This window comes from Bradyrhizobium sp. CB1015 (assembly GCF_025200925.1).
In the GTDB taxonomy this organism is placed as follows: domain Bacteria; phylum Pseudomonadota; class Alphaproteobacteria; order Rhizobiales; family Xanthobacteraceae; genus Bradyrhizobium.
The window spans coordinates 1,416,393-1,442,069 of record NZ_CP104174.1 but is presented as its reverse complement, the minus strand read 5'-3'; the positions used below and the strand labels follow the sequence as shown (position 1 = coordinate 1,442,069).

The window sequence follows — 25,677 nt, the reverse complement described above, 5'->3', positions numbered from 1 at the left end:
GCGGGGCAACGGCCATGATCCCAACCACCCTCGACTCCGAGGGTGGCATGAAATGGCAGGTGCGGAGCTTGCGGTCCGGAGGCGTGCCGACCTCACCCGTCGTCCCTGGCAGATCGGCCTTCTCGACCAGCTGTCGCCTTTTTCGCGTCGCTCTCGAATGAGACCGATTCGCCGTCAGCACCATCCAGTTCGGCCGGCCCAAGCACTTGGCAAGCTCCGCGGTTGCCGAGCATCCCACGGTCGGGAGGAAGGGAAACAGCAATGGCCAAAGACAGACCCTCAACCAAGAGCCAACGCTCCGAGTCTAACGTTGCCGTTCTCATCATCGTCGACGCCGAGACGCTACTGTCACGGTATCCGAATGCCAGTCTCTCGCCCGAGGCGCCCGTACGCGTCGACAGTGAGCATCTCTATGTCCTGGCCGCGCGCGATGGCGGGCCACTCGGGAGCAATGACGGCCATCTCGATCTGACCGTCACGCCTGGCGTCCATCTGCGCATCCGTGGAAGTGCCCTGGCCTTGAGAGGAGAGCATATCGTCGTGTTTGATGGGATCACGCAGGAACACGCTGGTGTCCTTTCCCCCTTTGAGCTTGTCCTGCGCCGAGCCTTGACCGTTGCGACGCCCAACTTCGAGAATTTGTTGCAGCCGGGCAACCAAAGCATCGACGACCATTTCTGGCAGAGCCAAGTGCTGGCCGATGGGGTGGCGGCTTGCGATCTGAACTTCATGGTCTTGAACAAGGCCTGCTTGGTGCTGGGATACTTCCGATGGCGTCTCCAGATCAACATCTCGGGTCTAAGGGAGGTGCCGTAGTCGGCCGCTCCGAGCGCGGTCGTTCAATCCCGAACCCGGCTGGGAGTTCTGTGAGAGCTCCTGGAATAGCCAGTTCTCGCGATGTCGCTCGGCCCGTTTAGCGGCTCAAATATCATGTATCGACGAGGGTACTGGCCGTGATCGAGAAGGCCAGCCGCAGCAAGGAATTCCGGACTCTTAACTCGAGGCGGCGCCGAGCCTTATCGCCGGCAGCGACCTTGCTCGTTGATGACCGTGACCATCTCGTGCTCGTAGCCAGCGCCGACGCCTTCGGCCTCGTCTAGCTTGGCGCGCTCGGCTGGATCGAAGCTGAACAGGACTCCGATCACTGTGTTGTTGTTACCACTAGCAAATGCGTTGCACTTCCCAGACAGGTCCCTGCTGCGCTTATGGAAGCGAAGCGCATGCCCGGGCAAGGTAGCAATGCCGAGCGGCTTGCAGCTCGGCATTCGCTTGCGCAGCCATGCGGTCGACATGTTGGACCCGTAGGCAAGATAGACGCCTGGCTCCGGTGGCCCGGTTTTTGCTTTCTTCAGCGGCTCGATCGGCGGATCGCCCGGCCTGACGATCGTGCGCAGCGGAACCGTCATGATGCTGTGCTCTTCGGACTTTTCGCCTTCGCGAGTGATAATGGGCTGTCCATCCTCCAGGTCGAGGATTGGGACGGGCCTGCCGGTCCATCCACAATCAGCGCAGCGCGGTCGTTCCCAGAGTACGCCGGGTGCGGCAGCGTTTTCAGCGTGTTCTGGTTCGAGATGCGGCGAGCCGCAGTTCGGGCATTCCTCAGGCACACCGCGCAACGCACGAATGATCGATCGGGACAGCATTCCGCTGGCAACCTGGACATCACATGCGCCATGTCGGCATCAAGCCAGGTGGCGGACTTTGAATGCGTTAGCCAGTTGGAAAACGTCCATGCGGTCTCCAGAGCGCTTTTAACGGCCCCGCGACGCTCTTTGTTGGTGTCGCCCGGCAGAAGCTCGTTGCAGATGATTTCCGTCCACGCGCGGAAGTTCGCATGCTGCGGCGGTGTGTCGGTCCACATTGCCGAGTGAGCTATGGCTGATTTTGGGTGACGCGGCCTGATCAGGCGGCGTGGCTTTCAGTGTTCGGAATGACTTCGATTCCGTCGATGAACTTTACACCGGCGATGACTTTCGGCAACTGGTTCGTGCTCTTCAATCGCCGCCAGGTCTTCGATGCGGCGTCGATGAGCTTGAACACCATCAGCTTCGCGGTTTGTTGCGACAGCGATCCCTTGGTCCCCACCGTTCGGTGGCGCACCGTGGCGAAGACGCTCTCGATCGGGTTCGAGCTGCGTAGGTGGATCCAGTGCTCAGCAGGGAAGTCGAAGAAGGCGAGCAGCGCGTGGCGATCCTTGATCAGGCACTCCACCGCACGTTCGTATTTGACGTGGTATTTCTCGACGAAGACGTCGATCGCGGTTTCAGCTTCGGCCCGGTGTGGGGCCAGATAGATGTTCCGCAGGTCGTTCTTCATGGGGCCCTGCACGGATTTGGCGACCTTGTCGAGTACGTTGCTCACTTTATGGCACCAGCATCGTTGGTGCCGCGTGCCGGGAAAGGCCTCATCCAGTGCCTTCCAGAAGCCGAGGGCGCCGTCGCCGATGGCGAGTTGCGGGGCAATCCGTAACCCGCGTTGCCGCAGGTCGATCAGGAGTTCGCGCCAGCTCTGCGCGCTCTCGCGCACGCCGACCTGGAAGCCGATCAGCTCCCTCTTGCCTTCCGGCGTGGTACCAATCAGCAGCAGCATGCATTCGCTGTGATCTTCCATGCGGGCCTGCAGGTACACGCCATCGGCCCAGATGTAGACATAGCGACGCGCCGACAGATCGCGTCTCTGCCAGCGTTCGTACTCGACCTGCCAATCGGCCTTCAGGCCGGCGATCACCGAAGGCGACAGGTTCGGCGCTTCCTTGCCGAGCAGCGCCGAGAGCGCCTCCTGGAAGTCGCCGGTCGAGATGCCGCGCAAATAGAGGACCGGGATCAAGGCATCCAGGCTCTTCGTCCGCCGCGCCCATAGCGGCAGGATTGCCGAACTGAAGCGGAGGCGGTCGCCTGGCCCGCTCGCTCCGCGGTCGCGGACCTTGGGACGAGCGACCTCCACCGGACCGATGCCGGTCGCAATCGCGCGCACCGGACCGTGCCCATGTCGGACCAGGCGCGCCCGACCGTCGGGCAGCGTCAGATTGGCCGTGCTGGCCAGAAACGCGCCAACCTCGATCTCGATCGCCCTAGCAAGCAGGTCCCGCGCGCCGGCTCGAACGATATCGGTCAGTGGATCATCAACCGCGGACGGCTGACGGAAGCAAGAACATTGGTAGTCTCGGTCATGGCGTATCGCTCTCCTCAAGAGGTTCTGGCAGGCTCGTCACCCGCCTCGATACGCCGCCTTCCTCACACCGTCATCACCCAGATTCCGCCATAGCTCTTGCCGAGTCCTGCGCGACGCCGATTAGTTCGAGTAGCGCCTCGCGGCATCGGACGCCAACGGCCTGATAGTCAGTGAGGCTCTGGGCCTGTGTCAGGGCGGTTCCGGCTTCTTCCATCTTCGCGAACACGTTAGCGAACGGGAGTATGCGTAGATCATTCTCACGCTGTTCTTCCGTGCGCGGGACGCGGAGGATCAGGCCAATATGGAAGGTCAGGGCAAGGTCCATACTTGGGAATTGCTCCTGAGAGTAGAGCTTCGTGCCGCCCGTGATGACCCACCAGCGATCCTTATTGGTGTGGATGTCCCACACATCGTGGCGCGTGTGCCCGACGGTCTCCGAGTAGACCTTCTGCATGAAAGTCACTCCGAGATCGGCCGCCTGCCATTCAAAGTATTCTCGGACTTCCTCGATCTCTTCTTCGGTGGCTTTCAACATGATCGGCTCCCGCGACGGGCTCGTCGCACCGCGGCTGTAAAGGGTTTGCGAAAGCCTCAACAATAGACGAGTCGCGGAGCTTCCAAAATCCGGCGCGGCAACACGGGATGTCCGCTTCCACGAGCGGTAATGCTCTGATTGATCGTAAGATTTCCGCTTAGCCGTTCGGAAGCTGACGTCTGCCCCTTTAACACACCTAGAGCGCCCGGAGCCCGGCCAGCTCCGCAATCTACGGCTCACAATGGAGGCAACCGACGGCGGCCGGGATCGCTCATCGCGCGCCTGTGCCGGTCGAGACGATCGAGCCCGGCACGTGAGAAAGTTGGATAGATCAAGAGCTTGTGCGCAGTGCACCCTCATTTTTGGTGGGTGGACTCTTCCGTTTCGATCCCCCTAGATGGCGGAACGCTGTGCAATTACCCGGGCGCTGCGCTCGCTAGCAATTTCCTCCGGAGCTCCTAAAAATGTCTGCCGATCGGCCGGCCACGTGGCTCGCGATGCGTCTTGCATTTTTTGTCGCTGGTTTTGGTACGGCGGCCTGGGCGCCGCTGGTGCCGTTCGCGAAGGAACGACTGGCGGTCGACGAGGGCGTTCTCGGTTTTCTGCTGCTATGCCTAGGTTTGGGCTCGGTTCTCGCGATGCTTTTGACCGCCTTGTTGAGTGCGCGCTACGGCAGTAAACCGATTATCCTGATCGGTGGGTTCAGCCTTACACCCATCCTTCCTTGCCTGGTGGTTGCCGATACGCCTTGGGCGCTCGGGGCCGCGCTGGTCGCCTTCGGCGCCTCGCTCGGCGCGATCGATGTCGCTGCGAATATCTGTGCGGTCGAGGTGGAACGTGCAGCCAAGCGTCCGCTGATGTCCGGGTTTCACGCGCAATTCAGCATCGGCGGCTTTGCCGGCTCCGCCGCGATGACCATATTGCTCTGGTCGAATGTTGGTGCTTTTGCATCAACCCTGATCTGCTCGAGTTTCATGGCGAGCGTCATGGTGCTGACTTGGTCGCGATTGCCCCAAATAGCGCAAGCTCAGCGAGGGGTTTTGTTCGTCATGCCGCATGCCATTGTGGTGCTGCTGGCGGTATTAGCAGCGATCACGTTTCTTATTGAGGGAGCCATACTCGACTGGAGCGCCTTGCTGCTGGTGGACCGTGGCCTTGTACCGAAAGCGCAGGGTGGACTCGGCTTCATGCTGTTCTCCATTAGCATGACCGTCGGGCGCCTCGGAGGCGATTCCGTAGTGTCGCGCGTTGGCGACCGCGCGACACTAGTGGTCGGCAGTCTGATGGCCGTCGCGGGTTTTGCGCTTCTGCTGGCCGCCCCAGGCGCCCCCTTCGCGATGGCAGGTTTCCTGCTCATTGGTCTTGGTTCATCGAACCTGGTTCCGATTCTCTTCCGGAGGGCCGGCACTCAGAAGGTAATGCCTGCAGGTCTAGCGGTTGCCGCGATCACCACGGTTGGCTATGCGGGACTCCTCGTTGGACCGGGGTTCGTCGGTTTCCTCGCCAACCTCGCAGGGTTGCCGAGCGCATTTGCGATGTTGGCCGCACTCATGTGTCTGGTCACCCTGTCGGCGCGCATTGTCACCATCGAGGCGCGCTGAGATCGACGCGCCAGCGACACGCGCAGCTCGGCGGATGGCGGCACAAGCGAGCGCCTTCAGGCGATCGACGATCAGGCAGTGATCCGCCGCTGATGATGCGGAAGGCGCGCCGGCTCAAATTGAGGGGCTTCGCGCTAAACTCCCGAGGTTTTTCGGACCCAATTGTTGGCTCCTCAGTGTTGGCTCTTCACGTCATGGGCCGGGATCCTTTTCGGCTCGGTCGACGTGGCATTCCAGTTTACGCGGTGTCTGCCCGAGAATGTTGCGAACGAAGAAGTTTAGTGTCCTGAACCAACAATTCGCAAGATCACCAAGCCTGAGTTTGGGCGTTGTATCGGCAGAACCGTTCGGTGGAAGCGAGGATGTCGTCGGCGGATTTGGTCCATTTGAGCGGCTTGGGATCGTCGTTGTGACGACTGATGAAGTCCATGATGTCTGCGCGCAGAGCCTGTAGCCGAACACACCAATGAAATTCCAGCGATCTCTGCAGTCGTAGCATCGGTCATGAAGAGATCGCTTGTGCACTCATCAGGATTGTGACGGCCCCTCGGGCAGCACACGTCCGGTCTCCAAGGAGTGCGAGTCATTGGGGTCCGAACGATGCAGTCACCGCGTTTGTCCGATTGCTCCGCTCAATGACCGCGTCGAGGCCGCCGAGACGCCGACCATAAAGGCTTTCCCGAGCGACTCATAACCGAGGCCGCGCAGATGTTCGAACTCATCCATTCCTTCGATGGACCGGATCAAGAGAATCAATTTACCACTTCCGGCGCCTTCATATATCCGTGAGGACGGCTTGGGGTCGATCTAACGGAGCGACTCTGGAATGAAAAAATTGCTGTTTGAACTGCAAGCGCCGTCGCGCTTGCAACGGCGGCAGTGCCGGCCTTTGTTGCTGAGGCCGCCGCTCAACCCGTCGCCACCAAGGTGCAGGTAGCCGATACGTCATATCCTCAATGCGCGGACGACCCATTGAATGGTATCTGCGATCTGTTTTTTTGTTTGACCGATCCGGCGTGCGTACAGCACTAATCGCGGATAACAAACGAAGCATAAAATGAGGCGCGAGGCCTCGCAGGACCGGCCGCTCGCGGGAACAGCGGCCGCGTCCTCTTACGTAGAGAGATTTGCGATCCAGCCTCCTGAGTTCCGGTTCCGCCGTTCGAGCATGATCGCGTGGAACGGATCTTCCAGCACTGATCGGCCTCAACGATCAGGCAACGCACACCGCGGAGCCGCACGTTATCACGAGCGTGGGACAAGAAATTGAAGCGATTGTAATCGTTGATTGAATGGAGACCTCTCGATTCGCAAGGCCCAGCGACCGCTCTATCCGTCGAGCTGGGCCTGAAGGTGCATGCCTACGGGAGGGCGTGTCAACCTCCTCCCAATCGCGGACACTTGTAGTAGGCTCATGAGCACCGAGCTTTCGAGTACCACCAGGCCAGGCGGTCCGAACTGGTCGTATCCAGCTGCCGCTCGGTCACGTCGGTTTAATCGAGCTCGGTCTGCGCCACCTGCGGCGCTAGGGCGACAAGTCGCTTTGAGCGGCATGCTTACGCGCCTTATCCGTTCTTTTTAGGAGATACCCGCTGGAATGAGTCGAGCAATGCGCCGGCCTCTAGGCCGGCGCTCTGCAGTCGGATGTACAGCGCTACGCCTCATGCGAATTAATAGCCTCCTGCGAAACTTCAAAGAAGCGCATAGGTGCGACGTGCTGCAGTCCCAGCCGCTCGCGTGACGAAGAGCTCGGCGGCAAGGTGAAGGCCAGCTTCATGGCGAGCGACCGCACCTATGGTGCGCGCCGGGTGTGGCGTGATCTGCTCGCCGATGGGGCGGACTGTGGCCTGCACCAAATCGAACGGATGATGCGCCTGCAAGGCTTGCGGGCGCGGCCGCGACGCCGGCGCTTGCCGAAGGACAGCGGCGATCGACAGCTCGAGACCGGGCCGGCGAACCTCCTTGACCGGCAGTTCGCCGCCGAGCGGCCGAACCAGAAGTGGATCGCCGACTTTACGTATCTCTGGACGGCCGAGGGCTGGCTCTACGTCGCAGCGGTGATCGACCTGTTCTCACGCCGGGTGGTGGGTTGGTCGATGAGCGCCGCCATGACAGCTCAGTTGGTAACCGATGCCCTGCTGATGGCCGTCTGGCGACGCGGCAAGCCGGACGCCCTGTTGCACCACTCCGACCAGGGCAGTCAGTACACCAGCGAGCAGTTCCAGCGTTTGATGGCCGACCACGGCATTCTCTGCAGCATGAGCCGTTCCGGCAACGTCTGGGACAACGCAGCGATGGAGAGCTTCTTCTCGTCGCTCAAGACCGAACGGACCGCCAACAAGATCTACCGAACCAGAGACGAGGCACGAGCCGATGTGTTCGACTACATCGAAAGATTTTACAACACGATCCGCAGGCACTCGACCATCGGCTATCTCAGCCCGGTTCAGTTCGAGCGCAAGGTGGGATTAGCTTAACCTGGTGTCCATCAAACCGGCAGCAGCTCAATTCCATACTCCCTTGCCAAGACTGAGTAGACTCAGTCCACTACGATACGTTGTAACATCTGAAGCACTTACCTGTCGGTAAGCTGACGACGAAGCTGTCGCCAGGTGGCGACTATCGGATTGGGAAAGGCGGTGATGTTGCTCCTGAGGGCGCAGTAAGTTTGGGGCCCGTCTCATCTTCAAAATAAGTGGTCGTTTGTTAGAACGGATTGTAGCGACAAACCTCACTTATAACCCAAGAACCGGAGACGCAGCAGCAAAGCGCGTCGTGCGCTTGAGATCGTACTCGTCGAGCACAACGGCGACCCTGCAGCCCGATCATTGCCTCCCTCGCATCTCCGGCGTATAGGTGACGCCTTCGCCGAACTTCCATTCGAAATTGATGAAGTCCCCGCCGTCGGTGATGATGACCCGGGTCACAACGCCAAGCTTGGCGGCGACGCAACGTCCTGTTCCTTCGCGAGGCAAGATCACCGCACCAGAGAGAGCTGGTTCAAAATCCCGTAAGTAGATTCCGGAGCTTTTGGGGCACATAGGCCTGTCCGACTTCCACTCCACGCTAGCCGAATTGACCTTGCCCCCAGATTTTATCCAGTTCTGAGTTCGCTCAAGCCATTGGATTTGCCCAGTTGGGCGGTGGTAGCGACGGGAGCTGGCGCGGAGCCATCGGCATAGCGCAGTGCCAGATCCCGGCGCGGGTGGCAGGTGAAGGCGAACTCGGAGGGTGTCTTCCATCCGAGCTGTGAGTGCGGTCGTGTGTAGTTATAATCGGCGCGCCAGCATCCGAGCGCGACGCGGGTCTGAGCCAGCGACGTGAACAGCGTCTCGTTCAGCAATTCATCCCGGAGCCGACCGTTGAAGCTTTCGATGAAGCCATTCTGCATGGGCTTGCCCGGAGCGATATAATGCCAGGCGACGCGGCTCCGATCGGCCCAGGTCAGGATGGCGTTGCTGGTAAGTTCGGTGCCGTTGTCGCTGACCACCATCTTTGGCTTGCCGCGCTCCATGACCAGCCGATCCAACTCCCGCGCCACCCGGGCCCCGGAGAGCGAGGTATCGGCCACCAGCGCCAAGCACTCGCGGGTACAGTCATCGACCACGGTCAAGATGCGGAAGCGGCGGCCATCCGTGAGCTGATCGGAGACGAAGTCCAGTGACCAGCGGTCGTTCGGTGCATCGGCACCGTCATCAGCGCCCGGGTCCCGATCGCCCGCTTGCGGCCGCCACGGCGGCGCACCGCTGGCGCGGCCTCGATCGCCTCGGGACGGTTGCTGGGGAGAATGAAGATGATTCGGCGTCTTCCGCCGTCTCGTTGAGCCGCCTGTTTAGCAACACTAGATCGCTTGAGAGGCGGATTGAGAGTCTGGCGCAACGAGAGACTTGCATGCAACGACGACGCCCGAAGTCCACACCGGGCGCTGTTGAGGGATACCGCATACGCGCGCCTGATGCGCTTGCGTGCCCAGCTATCTGTTTTGAGCCGCTTCCGTTGAAGTACATCGTTGAAGCCACTTGAGATCGGTTGTCCCGATCCGCGGCAATAACAGAAGAGCCCGCCCGAAGACGGGGCCTTTGATCGTGCCTTTAAACGGGCGCGGAGTTAAATGAGGCGGCGTCGGGTTGCTTTGTGTACAGCATTTGTCCGGTTCGCCGCCCCTAGCTTTCTGACGACGTTCTTCATGTGAAAGTTGACGGTATTCGGGCTGACCTCCACAAGTCGCCCGATTACCCAGGCTGACTTTCCTTCTGCAACCCAGTATAGGCACTCTGTTTCTCGCTCGGTTAGCGGAATGTCTGGCTCGCAACCTTCATCAACGGGCGGTGTAATCTGTGCGACAGCGTTGTGAAACGCCGACGCCAATGTCGCCAGATGAGCCATGCGATGCTGTGGATCGGCATCATCGAAGGGAGATGCAAACGATACGAAAGCCAATCGGCCTTGCGATCCAAACAATGGCACGCTTATGCCATGCTTAAGACCTGCTTCTCTGGCCTCGTGCAAGACGCGCAGCTCACGGGGCTGCAGTTTATATTTATTGGTTAGGTCATCCCAAAGAAAGGGCCTTGGCAGCATTGCTGTCCGACGGACTACCGGGTCGATCGCTCGATACTCTTGCTCAGCATAGCGTTGGCACCAATCAGACGGGAAGTTTATCGTTGGCGGGGGCGGCAGATAGTCCAGCAGACGACGCTCATTCGAGCAGGTGAGTGCTGCGTACGCGACTTTATTAAAGCCTTCATTGCTCGCGAAACTCACAAGAAGCTCGAACAGCGCTTTGATTGATCTTGTCTGTGTAGCGCATTCGACGAAGCTGAATAGGTCTGGCCCGCGGCTTTCCCGTCGGCTTGAAGAGAGTGGCATTTGGCCGTGCGATTGGTCATCCATTTCTATTTCCCATTTTACTTGTACAGATGTTGGCTCTGCTTGTTGCAGCTGGACGCCCGCGCGGGAAGGAAAGCGCCGAGCCCGAAATGTTTGCCCGGGTCCCAGCGCGTACCGATCAGATAGGTGGAGAAAACCGGCGCGCGCCCCCGCAGGTTGAGCCAACGCGGAGCTGAGTTGGTTCGTTGCCGACCGGTCGGGTTGCTATCCGAGCTGCCGAATCGTCACGTGCGTATCCAGACTCTCGAAAGAATGGCTGGCAAATGATGCAACGGTTGCGGCGGACAAGGTCAGCACTTCTCGTAAGAACATACCAACGTCTCAAGCGGCGACGTAAAGAAGTGCGCTCGGCACGGAACTCTTCGCGCAGCTCGACACGCCTCAGGTCACGGACCGGTGCAGCCCCTCTCGGGCGCTTGCGCATGTTGGGCCGCCACTCGCGGACATTGACAACCAGCTGCTTGACAAGGACGACACCGTGCATGCGATCCTCAGGACTTCCAAGAACCAGCATGATGGGCACAGCAATTCTCGTACCACTTTCCGATTTGGCAAAATCGCCCCTTAAGAGAGAGGCACTAAGAGAAAGACCGTCTCATCTGAGTTGTTTCGAGCGGATGCGACATACGTCAAACATGCGACAACGTCGTCAGACGCGACATCGAATTGATATAGATCATGAGAATGATTGCGGTTGCCTCACCTGCATGACGCGGAACGGGATGGGCGCTGCCCGTGCGGTCCTAACGCGCAAGCCAAATACAGTACGGGCCTTTCCATCCTTGAAATCGAGCAGCGCAGCAGCAGTTTAGTGTTGCGGGGTCTTTGAGCAGCCGAGGACCGGCGCCTTCAGCGTTTCGCTGTGGCGCGCCTTTGCGAACCGCCCCCTTCGGCGTCGCGAGGACTTGCCCCCTCTTTGCAACGCCGAGGAGCGAGCAAATGAAAGAGGAAAGAATCACGGAAGGCTCGTCGTGGATTGATCCGGAGCGCGCTGTTGATAAAGACTCCGGCTAACGTGGCGGAGATGCTGCACCTCTCAGCCTAGGCGTGGGGGTCTGAAGCGGATTACACCCCAGCTCGGATGCAGCTTTCACACGATGAAGTGCTAGTAGCGGCCGGTGGGGTGAAGCCGTTCAAGTCGTGTCCGCCCTAGCTCTCGCGCACCACGGTCTTGAGGTAATGGTAGGCCTTGATGATCTCGACCAGGCGATCCTCCGTAGATCGGTCGCCGCCATTGACATCGGGATGGTGCTGCTTGACCATCGCCTTGTACTTCGCCTTGATATCGCCGAGCGTCGCATTGGCATTCAGGCCCATCACCTGCAACGCTTTCCGCTCGGCATTTAAAATCTTGCGCGCCTCAGGCTTGGTCTCCGCGCGGGGGCGGGTACCGGCGCGTCCGTTCAGCTCGAATTGCGTGCAGAAGGCATGCCAGTCGTCCTCGAAATCGGCCGCGCTGCCGGCCATTTTGCGGGCGCTGATGTTCTCGCCCATCTTCCAGGTCGGACGATGGCCGGTCAGCGCGTCGTTCTGGTAGCGCGCGACCGCTTCCGCGTCCATTCCCGTGAAGAAATTGTAGGACTCATTGTATTCGCGAACATGGTCGATGCAGAAGTGCCAATATTCGCGCGCATTGTCGCGGCCCTTGGGCGCGGGATGGGTCGCCTTGTTCTGGCAACCAGGCCATTCACATAGCGCCGAGGTCTGGCGCTCCCGCGCTTCCTTCTTGTTGATGCGAATGGAGTCGAAGATTTTGGAGGTGTCGATCAGCATGACTGGATCCGTTAGCGGAGCGGCAGTTAACAGCGCCGCTTGTCTGCTAGAGAATTGCGTTTGGATTGCAAGTTGGTCTCGGCCTTTGCGTCTAGTTAGTGGCACGATGTAGCAGGCACTTCTTAGCAATCGACGTGCCAGGACGGCCGAGCTTGGTTCAGGCAAGCATCTCTTCTGCGATTCAGATCGACTCAATTGCAATTTGCTGTCGGGTTCTGCACATAGAGGTCTTGAACGGGACCAGGTGAATACGAAGAAAGCGGGAGCTGCGCAGGAATCTGGGTGATAACGCGCTCAGAGAGGCAGCGTATCCAGGTGGATGGCGAACCTGCGAGAACTTCTTCAAGGACCCGATGAGGCCCGAAGGAGACGATCAACATCCTGCCCTTCGGTCAGCCGCCTGTGGTTGATCATGCACTGCTACAAATTGTCCGCAACATAGCGCGCGATCTGTTCGTCCGGGCCGTCCAGACGCAATTGCCGCGTTTCGGAGACGCCGGCGAGCTGAAGCCGCCGCGGATGGTCGCGCCCGGCCGTGCGGCACGGCCGTGGGCCGACGCGCAACATCGAAACGGATATTGGCGCAATCGAGATTGCCAGGCCCAAGGTGAGGACCGGCGCGCGAGCGGCTCGCCAGTTGGATCGGCTTCACCTCGGTGATTTTGCCAGTCCGAGCGCGGCGAACTAGGAAGCCTCGATCCCCTGCTGCCCGCCCCTTAGCTGCGCGCTATGTCGACAGGCGATCCAGGAGGCGCTCTCGGCCTGCTGGAGGGGATGCACCGAACCTTTCGCCTTCGATGATTTCGGGCCTGAATGACCAATCGCAGGGCGAATACGAGCGCCCGCAGCAAAAGGCCGTCAACTTGCTCAAAGACATCCCGAACTGGTTTGGAGTGGCAAGAAGGCCAAGCAGGATCTCAATGGCGCCAAGCCGGGCGGTCGCGGAGCATGCACTTGATACCTTCGCCGAAAGCCGCGCCAAACATGCGCGTGACGTGATTGCCGGACAAGGATCGCCAATGTACAGCCCATTGGCTTTCTTTGACTTTGCTGCCGAGCACCAGAGCCAGCTGAGAACTGCAATCCAATCGAGAGCATCCGCCGCGGCGCGGCACACAAGCCTGCGAGCCAAGGAAGCGTTGTCGGCACAAGCCGTAAGATTGTTGGTGCAAGCTGATCGAGATGGCCTCGAAACGTGCGGGTTGACTGAAGAGACCCAATTCAGTTGCCGAGATGGTCGCGGCGTCAGAGTGCCGACGCCATTGTGCTCGTCCCGAACGGGCAAAGCCATGCCGCCTGCTCGGTTCTGTCACGAGTCGCGTTCAAGAGCGCGAAATGATTGATCTGAGATCGCAATCCGTAAGTCTCTAAGCGCGTCAGCTTGTCGACAGCTGATCCGAATAGATCGGGAGAGTGCGACACTGTCGGCTCAGCATTGCGAACCGACCCAACCCCCGGGGAGTTGACATGGACCCATTTAACAGCATCAACCCATTCGACCGTGACCACGCCGCAGTGTCACAACCGCAACAGCAGCAAGCGGAGTTTGAGCCGTACTTGGATGAAGTGCCGCAGCTTGATGCCCCTGCCGTTGCAGAGATCCCCGCTTCTTCAGATCCCTACTATTTTCCTCTGTCTGAGGAAGAGCGTAGCCTCATCGAGGCTTTGGATCTTGGGCACCAGGCGGCCCACGGTCCTCATCCCGAAGACGCCGTCACCAGACACCTCGGGGACACCGCTGCCGAGCACAGCGCGCCGCGGGAAGCTTGGACTTGGCCGAAAGAGCTGCCTGCGGAAGGTCACGATCAGGACCCGCTGCCAGGGATGATGGGCGAACCCAACCTAACATCGTCTCTCCCAACCGCGCGCGATCACCAGGGACCGGACCGCGGAAAAGCCGTTCAGTTCAACTGGAGCGACGGCTACCAACCGGCTCGGAACGAGCTGACCGGGAGCGCTCCCTCTTCAAGTCACGAGGTCCTCATGGGTGAGGATTACACCGGGGAGTTGAGGCCTGCGAAGAGGCAGAGAACACTAAGCCATACAGAAGGGGATGCTATCGGACGCCAGGTGAGCGAGCCCGGCAGTTCAGTCGTTCGCGAGCCGATGGAAGACGCCGGCGCACCGTTTCAGGCCAGCGATCGGCTCGTCCTTCCCGCGGAAGGCTACGATCAGGATCTGCTGTGGGCGATGGTGGGAAACGCCGGCCCATCGTCTTCCGTCCAGCCAACCGAGGGTCATCACCAAGGGCTGGATTCAGAACCGGCCGTTATTCCCTTCAATTTCCGGCAGGGCCACCAGCACGCGTCCGCTGCGCTTGACCGTAGCAACGTCGCGCCGAGCCAGGACAGCCGACCCAACAGTTTTATCGTTCACAATGACCGCTACACGGCGCTGTTCGTGCCCGCGGCAACGATGAGGCGAAGCACCCCTCTTCCGCAAGGCGCTGCCATTCCTCTGGGATTTCGGCTGGAAAACGCTCCGCAGCCCAGCGCGCAACCAGCGAACCGAGCCTCATCATCGCGGCTTGGACGGTCGATGGAGCAAGCCGCTCCGGCGTCCTCCTCCAGGGCTGAGGGGACGTCCCCCGCGCCCCGCGAGATTTATGCTGCATCATTCGCCGTTCCCAAGAATTTTTCGCACGGCGACCAACCAGCCCCGGACACGATGCTCTCGATGCTTCGCCGCTGGGGCCAGTTGCCGAACGATGCGCACCCGGCAATAAACTACGATATTCTCGGCGAGCGTTACACCGCCCTCTTGGGGCCGGGAGGCCCAAATGACGTGCGGCTCATCCATCACCCAAGCAATGGAGATGCCGAGAGACAATCCCCGCGCTAAGAATTAGGAACCCGACCACATAGCTCCGGTATTGGACTTATTAATGTAGCATAGCTTGCGCCAGCGAGCTTGGCGCGGTTCCGGGGGGTCCGGGTGAGCGCTACCCCGCCCGATTAACTTGCGCGCATCATCGCTGTGCGGCTCCTCGTTGAGCCGCACAGCGATCTTCTTTGATCTTCCGAACGCCAAAGCTGCGAAGAACACCTACGGTGTTATCGCCGTTGCGTTTTACAGCATTGCCATTGATTGGGGCCTCGGCCCCGAGACAGGGAAGCATCCTCGAGCCCGCATCGAACACGCGTCGGCTGAGCTTAGCTGGCTGCAGATGGGTGTGGTCGTCCATCAGTCCCAGATGCACATCCTGGCCGTGGCGTTCCGCAGAAAGCTCGTCTGGCCGACGAGGCGCTGCCCAGCACCTCGTCGATTCGCCTCGAGCCTTTCAGTACATATCTGAGGGGTCAGCAATGGTCCGGAATACCGTGCGCGATCTTCATCGCTTAGCCCAGCCGACGTGTTCCGCAGCTCACACAGTGCTACCCCGAAGCTACTGCCGTGGTTATACTCCTGACATGTGCATTCAACGTCCCCGCGGAAAGCCGGTCAGCAATGCCCTTCCCATTTTTCGGCGTAGACAGTCGCTGAAACCTTAAGAGCAGTGCATAGACCGTGAATTATCTGTCGCTACTCCGGTTTTGGACGCTTTGATGAGAACCGCGTCCTCCGGGATAAGGTTTCGGTTCAGCGCGGACTGCCGTCGGCACTGCTCTGCCCGTCGAAGACGACGACCTGAGATGACCTCTCCTCAAGGAGCTTCAGCGCAGGATGAAGCTGAGCAAGCCGCAGCGACCTCTGTCCGGCTGATCAAATCGGCAAGATTAGTGTTTGAGGACCCTCAAAATAGCGAACGAGCCGCAAAGACGATCGCTGCAGCATGGTTGCCAAGCACCAAAGCTGTATCTGTCCGCGACCAGCTTTCGCTGCTGAATGTCAACACCAGGAACTCCGACCCCGAGGCTGCTGCCCCATCTAAGCCATATCGCGACCATCTTGTGTGAACGACCGCACATCTCGCGCGTACTTTGATGCCGGGACAAATCATAGGGCAAGGCTCGCCGGCGCGAACGTTGAGGCGTTTCGCACTTCCTGCCGGCTTCAACTGAGGATCGCCGCGACAATGTTCTACCTGAGCTGATCGTGCAAGCCTGCCTGGCCGAAAGTAGCACCAGGCGGGCACACCGCGGCTCCCGGAAGCATCTGGCCGGCGCGACTCGCGCGAGGCGATCAAGTTCACGAGGCGTCTGCATGCCCCTAGCGGCGGATCGACGAACGCCACATTGAAAGATGCCTGGACCAATCGTGCGCAGGCTGTGCCGTGCGTTTGTTGCCTGTTTCAGTGTCCGGGCTGAGGAATAGAGCGCGGGGGAGTACTTTCTGGCACGAGTGTCGTCTCTCTTTGGAACCCGGCGCGATCACGGCTTGGCCGAGAAGCTGCTCTCAAAGGAACGGCCCGAGCGAGCAATGCAGCCCTGGTTATGGCTCGATTACCTCGTGGCCATAAGGCTAGAGGTGGCCCTTCGATTTAGGGAAACGATCTACTCTGGCTTCAGGTCCGCTCTGGGGTCTCGACGCGGAGAACATCGCAATTCGTTCATGCGCCGGCTGCAGCCGGGCCTGGCGAGTTTGCCGATCAGCTTGAGACAATCGGCTGCGACCGGCTGCGGCTTCGGACAAAGCGCATAAGCCTGTCGTTGCTCACCTGCAGGATCAGCCGTTTTGCGGAGCCTACTGTCCGTTACCGCTAAGCACCAAACCGGGATGCTGCACCCTAGACTCCAGCCTCGCCGCGCGTCGCGCCGATCGCGTCAAATCCCTTACGGCCAAACGCTTAGTGCAGATCCGGCGTCCTCACAGGACGGCCTCGACAGGACGGCCTCGCAGCGGAAGCGGCACGGGCGATGACCAGGAGTCTACGAGCGCACCACCAGCTCTAGGTCGCTCACAGGTGACCGATACGGTGCATACGCCCGCGAAATTATCCTGCACCTGACCTGCCATCGAACTTTCTTACAGCAGCAGTCACATGTCGCGATTTCAGCGAGACCGCGCTTTAGACCACCCCAAGGCTAGAGCTTTGTCGCGTGATTATGATGGCAGGCTGGTTACGCCGACGTGGTTGTGCGGCGAAATCAGCGTTCGACAGCCGATCGCCCACGGGGTGGCCGTTCGCTAACGATGTGCCCATGTCTCCACTTCTGTCCTGGGCATGCGCAAGGGGCAGGAACCAGTGGCATGGACGCTCGGCGCGAAAGCAGCTCTTGAGGGCCTCGATGAAGCCGATGTCCGCGGCTTGCCGGACGGCGATAAAGCAAGCGTGTCGCCGCACTCGTAGGCTTACAGGTCACGATCGCGCGACATGAACTCGCCGCCTTGGTCACGCGGATCTTTGATTGACGCAGATCTTTGCAATCCCACTGACTTGCACCGCTTCCACCGCCGCCAAAATGGCGGTACCGCGAAAGGCGATCCGCCAGCCGCTGCGGCAACGAATGCGAAAAAATCCAATTTGGGACGGAGGCGCGATTAGACGACCCTACCGATTTGCGCAGGAGATTTCGGGGCTCAGGTCAGTTAGCTTGCTGGGTGTTAGGGAGACTTCTTCAATGTTGATTATCGAAACTGTTTTAAAGCCAGACCAGTTTGGCGGTATTGGACTTTTCTCCGCTGCCCTTTTGCCCAAAGGTTCGCTGATTTGGATTCACAACCCAATCGTTGACATCGCGGTAACGCCTGAGCAGTACGAAGCTCTAGCTCCAACATTTCGAGCTCTACTTGATAAGCATGCCTATCCAAGAGACTACAAGGCTAATGATGGTGTTATAGAGTACAATGCTGACAATGCCCGCTTCATGAACCACAGCAGTCAGCCAAATACATATCAGGACGATCATTGCCGAATTTTAACCGCGCGTGACGTACAACCTGGTGAAGAACTGACTTGCAATTACTTGTTTTTCGATCCGACGTGTGACTTATCGTGGGCTAAAGAACCATCGGTGAATGTTGATGCCCCAACGGGCTAGGCGGCAGTGGATTGAGTTCGTGGTCTGACGACTGATTCGTCGGCGAAATTTACGGGAAGAGTTTCGCCAACTAATTGCGGCCATCGACCGACCCAGCTTTGCGGCTGCCTCCTCGAGCCTGAAGATTATTGCGAGCGCAGCCGTGTTCGACATCCCCGGCGCGCAGAGTGCGGTGGCCCGCGGCCCGGAACGTGCTTTCGATGACGTATAAGCGCGACGTGGAGTTCACAACATCTGTAGAGCCTACCCTAAGGCAAGATCTCCGCAGATGTGCCTGATCTCGCACTTACTTCAGAATCTGACGACGCTCGATCAGTTCCCAGTCGTTGCTGAGAAGGCGCAGGAGCTGAGCCTGATAGGTATCTTAGCATGCGCTGATTGTGCAACGTCAGAGTCGCAGATGTGCTGTTCACAAACGCACTTGATGAGACCGCTTGCGGCTCGATCTTTGCCCCTCGATTTACGTCCGCGCGCAGCGCAGAGGAAAAGCAAGCCGCTTCTCGAGGACATGCACGTCTGGTTGTTGCGCGAGCGCGAAGCCCTCTCGCGCTCCTCCGACGTCCTGAAGCCTAGGAACTACATGCTCAGGCGCGGGGCGACTTCGACTTCGCCCGTTTCCTCGACGATGGCAAGATCTGCTTGACCAATGCGCTGAGCGCGCATTGACAGGCATTGTCTTGGGAAGGCGCAACTAGACCTTCGCTGGTAGCCAGCGTGGCGCCGACCGTGCCGCCATCATGCTGACGATGATACCGACCTGTCGCCTCAACGACGTTGATCCCAAGGCCTGGCTCGCCGAGGTCCTGGCCCGGATCGCCGATCTTCCCGCGTCGCGCCTGCACGAACTGCTGCCCTGGAAATGGAAGCTCCTGCGCCAGGCCGATAAGCCCGCCGGGTCAGCAGGCCGCTGACCTTTCCCCCGACCGATCATAGAGCTCGCTGTGCCCGCGGGCATGCGTCAATCAGGCGGTCTTCGTCGTATGCGTACTCAGCTCCTCACGTGAGACACTATAATGCTCTGCGAACACACCGATTGCGGATCTTCGATCGGCGAGAACAGCATTTCACTCGGTCGTGGCCCTATTCAGTTGAAGCCGACACCAGCGCCTAGTCGGTCCCGCAGTTCCTGCCGACTGATGACAAGATTGTTGAGGTTCAGGTCCGGCCGTCTTGCTGCCAATCGCCTTACCAGTTCCCTGGTGCCGTCCAGGACAAAGACGCCGCAGTCATAACTGTTCTGCTGCTGTCTTATCGGGGCCTGTTGCAGGTTAGCGTCGAGCCGTCCTGCGAGTTCCGCTGCGAGCCCGTCATTGTATCCCTGGGTAGAGTCATAGTGATAGGCGACCCGCCGGCCACGATCGCGGCGATCAACCAGCAGCAGCGACCAGTGACTGCCGCGCTGATGTCTATCCGTATCGCTGGCATCGCTTACCGGCAGGAACAGGAAGTCAGCTGTACCAGGGCGAACCCACCCTAATGCTCGTTCGGCTACCTCCTTGGAGGGGGATCGCAACATTTGGGCTATCAGGGGATCCACGAACCGCGTCCGAGCGGCGAGATCCGGATTGTTCTGCTGCAACTCCTGCGCCAGGAGCTCATAGTCCCGCTGGATATGCTCGTCACCCAGCCACTGCGTGGGCCCCAGCACGGGACCGCTGCGGTGGCCGGAAGAGGCAACAGTAGCCGAGGGGCCGATCTGAGCACCCGGGACAGGGGACGGGCGAGGATGATGGATGAATTGCGCAACGCGGCGTCCTCGCGGCCCCAATGTGATCGAGTAGGTCTCACCGTTCATGGAGAGCTGGGTTGGGCCGCTGAACTGGGTCGGCAGGACCCTGATATTATCCAGGACATCGATTAAGAAATCCGGCACCGGCTGGGAGCCATCCTGCCAATCCTCGTCGACTCGGTATCCGATGTCCTCAAGCTCCTGAAGTACGCCCGATCGCCCGACGAAGAACGCGGGTTTACCGGCAGGGCTGAGCACCGGCGCTGACTGAGCATCGTCACGCATCTGCTGCGGTGTGTACGGCAGATCAACGAAAGAGTTGAGACCGCGATAGATGTCTGACGACTGAGCTGGCGTGTCTGATGGTTCGGTGAAGAGTGGCGGTCTGGCGGCAGCCCCACCCACCGGCGCGGACTGAGCATCGTCTCGCATCTGCTGCGGCGTGTACGGCAGATCAACGAAAGGGTTGAGATCGCGGTAGATGTGTGACGACTGAGTTGGCGCGTCTGATGGTTCGGTGAAGAGCACCAGTCTAGCGGCAGCCCCACCCACCGGCGCCGACTGAGCATCGTCTCGCATCTGCTGTGGTGTGTACGGCAGATCAACGAAAGAGTTGAGACCGTGGTAGATCTGTGACGACTGAGTTGCCACGTCTGATGGTTCGGTGAAGACCGGCGGTTTGGCGGCAGCCCAACCCACCGGCGCTGACTGAGCATCGTCTCGCATCTGCTGCGGTGTGTACGGCAGATCAACGAAAGAGTTGAGACCGCGGTAGATGTCTGACGACTGAGCTGGCGCGTCCGACGGTCCGGTGAAGAGCGGCGGTTTGGCGGCAGCCCCACTCACCGGCGCCGACTGAGCATCGTCTCGCATCTGTTGCGGCGTGTACGGCAAATCAACGAAAGACTGAAGACCGCGGAAAATGTCGGGCGACTGAGCTGGCGCGTCCGATGGTCCGTTGAAGAGCGGCGGTCTGGCGGCAGCCCTACCCACCGGCGTTGACTGAGCATCGTCTCTCACCTCCTGCGAGGTGTACGGCAGATCAACGAAGGAGTCGAGACCTCGGTAGATCGCCGACGACCCATCTGGCACCGCTTCCGGCGTCGGCCACTCAAAATCGTACGGCAGGTGCGGCGACCACGTTGAGTTCGACTCGCCACGCCGCGGCTCCCCACCCGCCTGTTCAGGGCAGACGCCCAGCGCAGCGTTCGCCTCGACGAGCAATAGGTAGCTCCTAAGCCGATCGAAGCCCATGTCCGCGTTTCGATTGGATTTTTTAAAGTCGGTGTGATCGTCGTTCAACGACTTTTGCTGCTCACTGGTGCCGGTGAGTCGGCTCACTATGCTCCCCCGCCCCTCCCTTTGGAGCCAAGCACCCAATCTTCGTTGGTTGCGGGCCAGATTTTGAACAACTTTTTTCCGGCTCTTCTCCTCGGGTTTGAGCATGCTCAGCTCTGCCTTTTCCAGGCCATCAATGATGCGGGCGTCATCGGGATAAAGATGCAACGCGGGCGACGGGACAGCACGACCGCTGGGCTTCCGAGATGCACGCGCGCCGGGAACGTTCTCGGCATCGCGAACCTTGCCTAATGCGAACAACAGAAGCTCGTCGTTCGGGAACAACTTCTGAGCAAATTCAATGCGCGCCGCGTGGTCTAACCCGGATATCGAGTAGCCCGCAAGATTAAGCGCGTTAGAAAATCTGCGAAGACTACGATCATGACGAGCAGCACTGCCCGACGTCATGCCACTGGCATTAAGCCGCTCTGAGAGGGGCGCATCTTCCGCTGAAGGGATCGTGCGCGGCCGCCCGCCAGAAGCTACATAGCTCCGATCATGATACGCACGAAGGACACCCAACCCTTTCTTCATGTCTTCGTCGTTCGGGAAGTAAGTCTTGACATGACGGACCAGGGACTGGTGGTCCCTCAGATCAATCGTAATGCGATGAGCGCCAAGATCATTTCCAAGTCGGCGAAGCGCCTGAGTATAGCGCTTAACCGTGTTCCGTTGTGGGTTTTTCTGAGCTGCATATTCGGCAATCGCCTTGTCGATAGTGTCCCGATGTTCTGCAGAGAGATGGGGATGGTAGTTGCGGCCGCCACGGGAGACAGGACCCGGATCGGGTGAGCGCGCCTCGGCCAAGTGCTGCTCAAAGCCCTCTTGCCCGGCATGGCCCCCCTGGTCCTCTTCCAAGACGGCGTGCTGCACCGGGGACCAAGCTGTTGGATTGGGTGGATCGAAATTGTACGGGTCCACGATAGCCTCACGTCCAAGAAATCAATTGAGCTGATCCTATTATGGATAGGCTTTCCAGAAGCTGACGAGGCCGTCGCTCGTGAAGCAATGCATCGCCACATCTGCAAAGCGAAACTGCCCCGCGGCTCTCAATCGTCGCGGGTTTCATGGGTTTAAGGACCCGCCGTCCTCGCCGCCGATGAACCCTTCCGGCGGCATGTGAGCCGACGACTCGTCATTGCTCTGGTTGCAAAACGACCATACCGGGCCGCAGGTGCACGCATGGGTGCCAAGCCACAGTTGATCCAGATCGGTCTCGCAACTCCACGACGAGCCTTCCGCGATTCGTTCCTCGTTCATTCGCTCTCTCATCGGCTACCCAAGGAGACGGTAATCCTCGTGTCGCCGAGGGGCGCATTGCCTCACTAAAAATGTTACCGGACAACTTCCCAGTCGTGCCTTGGGCGGAGCTGCCGAATCAGTTCCGTAGCGGCTACGGCAGGGACGATCAGCATGCGCGAAAAGCGCGAGATCACATCAGCCCTGGCCGTGCGTCATCGGCCGGGCGGTCGGCGTGAGAAGGGACGACTCCTGGACGAGCTTTGCGCCGTCACGGTATGACATCGTAAGCACGCGATCCGACCACTGTCAGTGGACGAGCATCGGATCGGCCCTGCCGCGGCGGCCGAGCCGGACCTATGGGGTTTCCATTCGCGCTGCACTGATCGTGGTATGGGACGCCTCTGACCGGCTCTGCAGTAAGCGGCTCGTCGCGAGCCGTTCTTGCGCCCGGCACTTGAACGGCACGGCAGATTGAAGCTTTCTGCCGATGAGCGGTCGGTCGGTTTTGAAGGTGAGCGCGGTGACGAGCGATCGCCTGCTGAGCGACGTAAAGATCGCAGCAGCCGGAGGACGCCGAGGGCGGGATCAACAAATGATTCAGCGTAGATGTCTTAGCGACTCTGGCAGAGTGCGCTGGCGCAAGTCAGCATCGTCGCGCAAGAGGACAGCGATTTCGTGTGTCCGCGTAAGCTCGCTCTCTTCAGAAGTGTCGGCGCTGGTAGCTGGACCTGCGACCCCGCGTCAGATGGGAAAACTCTGCTGAAACATACCACACGCGTCCCCCCTAGCGAATTACCCAAGCGCTCCAGCCCCCATCGGCAATACTCAACGCGAGATCATGAATCTAGACCGGCAGCTTTGCGTTCGACTCCCTTCAATTGATGGATGATCCGTATCCTAGATCCCCTTCAGAACGTGTTCGCAATCCTTGGCTCGCGTACTCAAAGCCGTTGCCAATCGCTCGATGACAGCGTTCTCCAATCCGTCCTTTTGCGCTCGCGTGCGAATGTCCGCCACCAGGTCAGGGATCTGCCCGGCCATGGAGTTCAGCGTAGCGATGAGTACGTCCGCATCAACACGCGTCTCGCGTGCAAATTTTTGCCACTGACGCAAGCCAATTTGATCGAGCTTGTATTCACCCCCGACTTTCATGGCGAGTTTGATCTTGCGCTGATCGACGTGGTCGTAAGGAAGAATGCTGGCGATGTCGTAAAGGGGAGCGAGACGCACGAGAGCGCCGCTGGCCAGAAGCAATGAATAGTTCTTGGCGTGAGCATCAGAGCCCCCAATGAGCCAGTTGAAGACCAAAGCGCTGACGAACGTCTCAAGGTCAGCCTCGCGGTCTGTCGAGTAGGTCCGCAAGAGCTCGACCACATCGGCAGGCGTTGGTCCGCCCTCGTTCTGGTATTTCTTGGTCGGCGGGATGCCCATGGCCTGACAGATATCTTCCTGATGAACGCGGATAATGTCGTTCCCGCTGACCTGCCGATCGTAGCGTTCAACCACGATCGCTATTTCCTGTTCGAAGCGCATCACCTTGGTTTCAGCGGCTGGCAGCCCGAGTTCGCGTGCGAGCTGCAGGCAGATATGCTCATTCTCGGCGTGACCATCGAAATGGCCCGTCGGTGGTTTCAAAATGTGGGTGGTTGGTATGCGCCCGGACGGAATGCCCCATTTGTTGTCTTTGAGGACAAGCGCGGTTTTCGGCTGGGCGCCTGCAAGACTGAATTGACCCGTGTCGCTGGGCAGACGCCAGGCAGCGTGATCCTCGCGCAAGACTCGAAGCCGATTTGCTATTTCCGACTTATCCAGCCATTCGATCTTGTCATCTTTGCCTGTTTTCAGAGCCCCCAATCGATCAGGCGTGACGAACTGGATAGCCCCGGCGCAATCCTCACCGACGTTAGAGATGAGGGCAAACACGTTGCGCGCCGATACCTGAAATTTCTTGGCCCAGCGCTCGAGCACCTGCTCGTTGTCAGGCAGCAGCCCCCACAAGAAGGACTGAACGGTGGCTGGACCGTGCTCCTCGGCGGCAAGCGGCATCGAAAGCGACAGGGGATAGGCCCGCTCCGCGTTGCGCCATGCATTGTCATAGACGAAGGTCAGCCGGCCGCGCGCCTCACTGCGGACGCGACCGACTTCGGTGCCATCCAAGAGTGCAATGAGCTCGGCCATTATGTCTTGCCTTCCTTGGCTTTGGTGACGATGGCGTTGATATCAACTGCGGAGGTAGACCCGCGGCTGGTGGGCCCTCCACTGTTGACGTCCACCGGGATGCCGAGAACGTCGAGAGCACGAAGGACAAGAGCCAGCTCTGCGCGGGGATGACCATGCTCGACCTCAATCACCCATTGACGGCTGACGCCGATCCGCTTGGCCAGTGTCGCCTGGTCTAGCTTGAGGCGTTTGCGTCTGTCGCGAATGACGGCGCCGAGGTCGCCAGGTGTACGGATAAGCATTCCAATCCCAAATGTTAGTGCTAGCTTACATTAGCATAAGTCGCCGCTCGCTGACAATTATAAATGTAGCCGCTCGCCGACATTCCGAAATGTCAGGTCGACATTCTCGGTCAACGGAAGTACTAACGTTTTCAGAGACATAAAGTAGACCCTGGTACCGGCTCAGCAATCCCCGCTCCGCTGCGGCAAGTTCCTCGCCTGTTCGGTGTCGCCTTGCTCGGATGTGACACCCAGTGGCGCCTCCTCACGTGCCATGAGCCGCGCGCGCTCATGTGCGTGGGATCAATCCGCATGAGCATTTCCTTCTCGCCGCTCGACGTTGCGAGCCATGCTGCCCCCTCGCCGCTCGATGCGTGGCTGCACCCATGCCAAGGCGCGCCTCGGATCCCAAATTGCTCGTGGGATGCAAGGCGCCGGCTGCCTTTCGGCATACGACACGCGGACTATCAATCATTGCGCAGCATTTCCAAACGCATGGATTTCGACCATTGCGGACGGCCCTTAATCTGACCCCGGCTATTTTGAAGGATCTGGGTCATCGACGAGCAGCGTTACTCGGATCGCAAGTTTTGTCCGCTGATCCTCATGAGTGAACGAGCCGTATTTCTCGCCCTCAATGGCGGCTTACTAATTGCTTTCACGGTCTGGCTTGTGTTGCCGCCCGGCAGTTCGTGGTTGCTGCACGTCTTGCGGTCTATGTCGGCTGGAAAGGACTTGGTTATCAGGCTCGGCCTCGAGCCTTTCGCACACAAGCCGGACTCGCAACCCATGGTCGGGGGGGGGGACGAGCGCTCGCGCAGCATCTACGGACATCGTGGTATGCAAGGAGTGAGCAGGGCCGTTGACCTCACAGGGTCGATACGGTCGCCGCGATTGAGACCGGGCCTCGGCTTCAAACCCATGCATCCTCAATCAAAATGCTTGCAGCCGCAGCGATTTATCTATCTGAAACCGGTGCGAAAAATCCGCCCCGCTGTAAGTCGGAGGACGCCCAGTCAACAACTTCGTCCAGAGT

Annotated in this window: 14 protein-coding genes and 5 pseudogenes; 7 read left to right on the top strand and 12 right to left on the bottom strand. The window is 59.6% G+C overall.

Annotation, left to right across the window (positions count from 1 at the left end; genetic code table 11):
* Positions 1-261 precede the first annotated feature (261 nt).
* Complete coding sequence (locus tag N2604_RS06505; RefSeq protein ID WP_124163803.1) at positions 262-816, top strand: AidA/PixA family protein; 555 nt, start codon at positions 262-264, stop codon at positions 814-816.
* A 200-nt stretch (positions 817-1,016) separates the two neighbouring features.
* Here the strand turns inward: N2604_RS06505 and N2604_RS06500 are convergent, their stop codons facing one another.
* From N2604_RS06500 to N2604_RS06490, 3 genes and pseudogenes are all read right to left on the bottom strand, one after another.
* Positions 1,017-1,643 (bottom strand): gamma-glutamylcyclotransferase family protein, encoded by a 627-nt coding sequence (locus N2604_RS06500; protein ID WP_245334314.1) that lies wholly within the window; start codon positions 1,641-1,643, stop codon positions 1,017-1,019.
* A gap of 259 nt (positions 1,644-1,902) precedes the next feature.
* A pseudogene (locus tag N2604_RS06495) lies at positions 1,903-3,170 on the bottom strand (IS256 family transposase).
* Positions 3,171-3,244: 74 nt separating this feature from the next.
* On the bottom strand, positions 3,245-3,706 hold the full coding sequence (locus N2604_RS06490; protein ID WP_225115040.1) for a hypothetical protein: 462 nt from the start codon (positions 3,704-3,706) through the stop codon (positions 3,245-3,247).
* A 464-nt stretch (positions 3,707-4,170) separates the two neighbouring features.
* Here N2604_RS06490 and N2604_RS06485 point away from each other — a divergent pair, with 464 nt between their 5' ends.
* Complete coding sequence (locus N2604_RS06485; protein WP_124163804.1) at positions 4,171-5,307, top strand: MFS transporter; 1,137 nt, start codon at positions 4,171-4,173, stop codon at positions 5,305-5,307.
* Between the two features lie 307 nt (positions 5,308-5,614).
* Here N2604_RS06485 and N2604_RS06480 read toward each other — a convergent pair.
* A pseudogene (locus N2604_RS06480) lies at positions 5,615-5,761 on the bottom strand (IS630 family transposase); the annotation flags it as partial.
* A gap of 1,309 nt (positions 5,762-7,070) precedes the next feature.
* On the opposite strand from N2604_RS06480, the pseudogene N2604_RS06475 reads away from it, so the two are divergent.
* Positions 7,071-7,784 (top strand): annotated as a pseudogene (locus N2604_RS06475) (IS3 family transposase); the annotation flags it as partial.
* A gap of 348 nt (positions 7,785-8,132) precedes the next feature.
* Here the strand turns inward: N2604_RS06475 and N2604_RS06470 are convergent.
* The 4 genes and pseudogenes from N2604_RS06470 to N2604_RS06455 form a co-directional block, all read right to left on the bottom strand.
* Positions 8,133-8,348, bottom strand: coding sequence for a hypothetical protein (locus N2604_RS06470; protein WP_158672228.1), 216 nt, complete (start codon positions 8,346-8,348; stop codon positions 8,133-8,135).
* A gap of 53 nt (positions 8,349-8,401) precedes the next feature.
* Positions 8,402-9,051 (bottom strand): annotated as a pseudogene (locus N2604_RS06465) (integrase core domain-containing protein); the annotation flags it as partial.
* Positions 9,052-9,414: 363 nt separating this feature from the next.
* Complete coding sequence (locus N2604_RS06460; RefSeq protein ID WP_311739829.1) at positions 9,415-10,200, bottom strand: LuxR family transcriptional regulator; 786 nt, start codon at positions 10,198-10,200, stop codon at positions 9,415-9,417.
* A 1,146-nt stretch (positions 10,201-11,346) separates the two neighbouring features.
* A complete protein-coding gene (locus N2604_RS06455; RefSeq protein ID WP_124163806.1) occupies positions 11,347-11,970 on the bottom strand; it encodes a J domain-containing protein in 624 nt (207 codons plus the stop codon).
* Positions 11,971-13,437: 1,467 nt separating this feature from the next.
* On the opposite strand from N2604_RS06455, the gene N2604_RS06450 reads away from it, so the two are divergent.
* The 4 genes and pseudogenes from N2604_RS06450 to N2604_RS06435 form a co-directional block, all read left to right on the top strand.
* Positions 13,438-14,811: a hypothetical protein gene (locus tag N2604_RS06450; protein ID WP_260374204.1), complete on the top strand. Its 1,374-nt coding sequence runs from the start codon at positions 13,438-13,440 to the stop codon at positions 14,809-14,811.
* 148 nt (positions 14,812-14,959) lie between these two features.
* On the top strand, positions 14,960-15,265 hold the full coding sequence (locus tag N2604_RS06445) for a hypothetical protein (RefSeq protein WP_124163808.1): 306 nt from the start codon (positions 14,960-14,962) through the stop codon (positions 15,263-15,265).
* Positions 15,266-17,471: 2,206 nt separating this feature from the next.
* Positions 17,472-17,891, top strand: coding sequence for an SET domain-containing protein (locus N2604_RS06440; protein WP_124163809.1), 420 nt, complete (start codon positions 17,472-17,474; stop codon positions 17,889-17,891).
* Between the two features lie 478 nt (positions 17,892-18,369).
* Positions 18,370-18,802 (top strand): annotated as a pseudogene (locus tag N2604_RS06435) (transposase domain-containing protein); the annotation flags it as partial.
* A gap of 173 nt (positions 18,803-18,975) precedes the next feature.
* Here N2604_RS06435 and N2604_RS06430 read toward each other — a convergent pair.
* The 4 genes from N2604_RS06430 to N2604_RS06415 form a co-directional block, all read right to left on the bottom strand.
* The gene (locus N2604_RS06430; RefSeq protein ID WP_260374203.1) at positions 18,976-21,879 is read right to left on the bottom strand and encodes a Ulp1 family isopeptidase; all 2,904 of its coding nucleotides are present in this window, start codon (positions 21,877-21,879) and stop codon (positions 18,976-18,978) included.
* A 144-nt stretch (positions 21,880-22,023) separates the two neighbouring features.
* On the bottom strand, positions 22,024-22,218 hold the full coding sequence (locus N2604_RS06425; protein ID WP_124163810.1) for a hypothetical protein: 195 nt from the start codon (positions 22,216-22,218) through the stop codon (positions 22,024-22,026).
* Positions 22,219-23,097: 879 nt separating this feature from the next.
* The gene (locus N2604_RS06420) at positions 23,098-24,378 is read right to left on the bottom strand and encodes a type II toxin-antitoxin system HipA family toxin (protein ID WP_245333439.1); all 1,281 of its coding nucleotides are present in this window, start codon (positions 24,376-24,378) and stop codon (positions 23,098-23,100) included.
* Positions 24,378-24,662, bottom strand: a complete 285-nt coding sequence (locus tag N2604_RS06415; protein ID WP_036030851.1) for a type II toxin-antitoxin system Y4mF family antitoxin — start codon at positions 24,660-24,662, stop codon at positions 24,378-24,380. The genes N2604_RS06420 and N2604_RS06415 overlap by 1 nt, the downstream gene beginning before the upstream one ends.
* Positions 24,663-25,677: the final 1,015 nt, after the last annotated feature.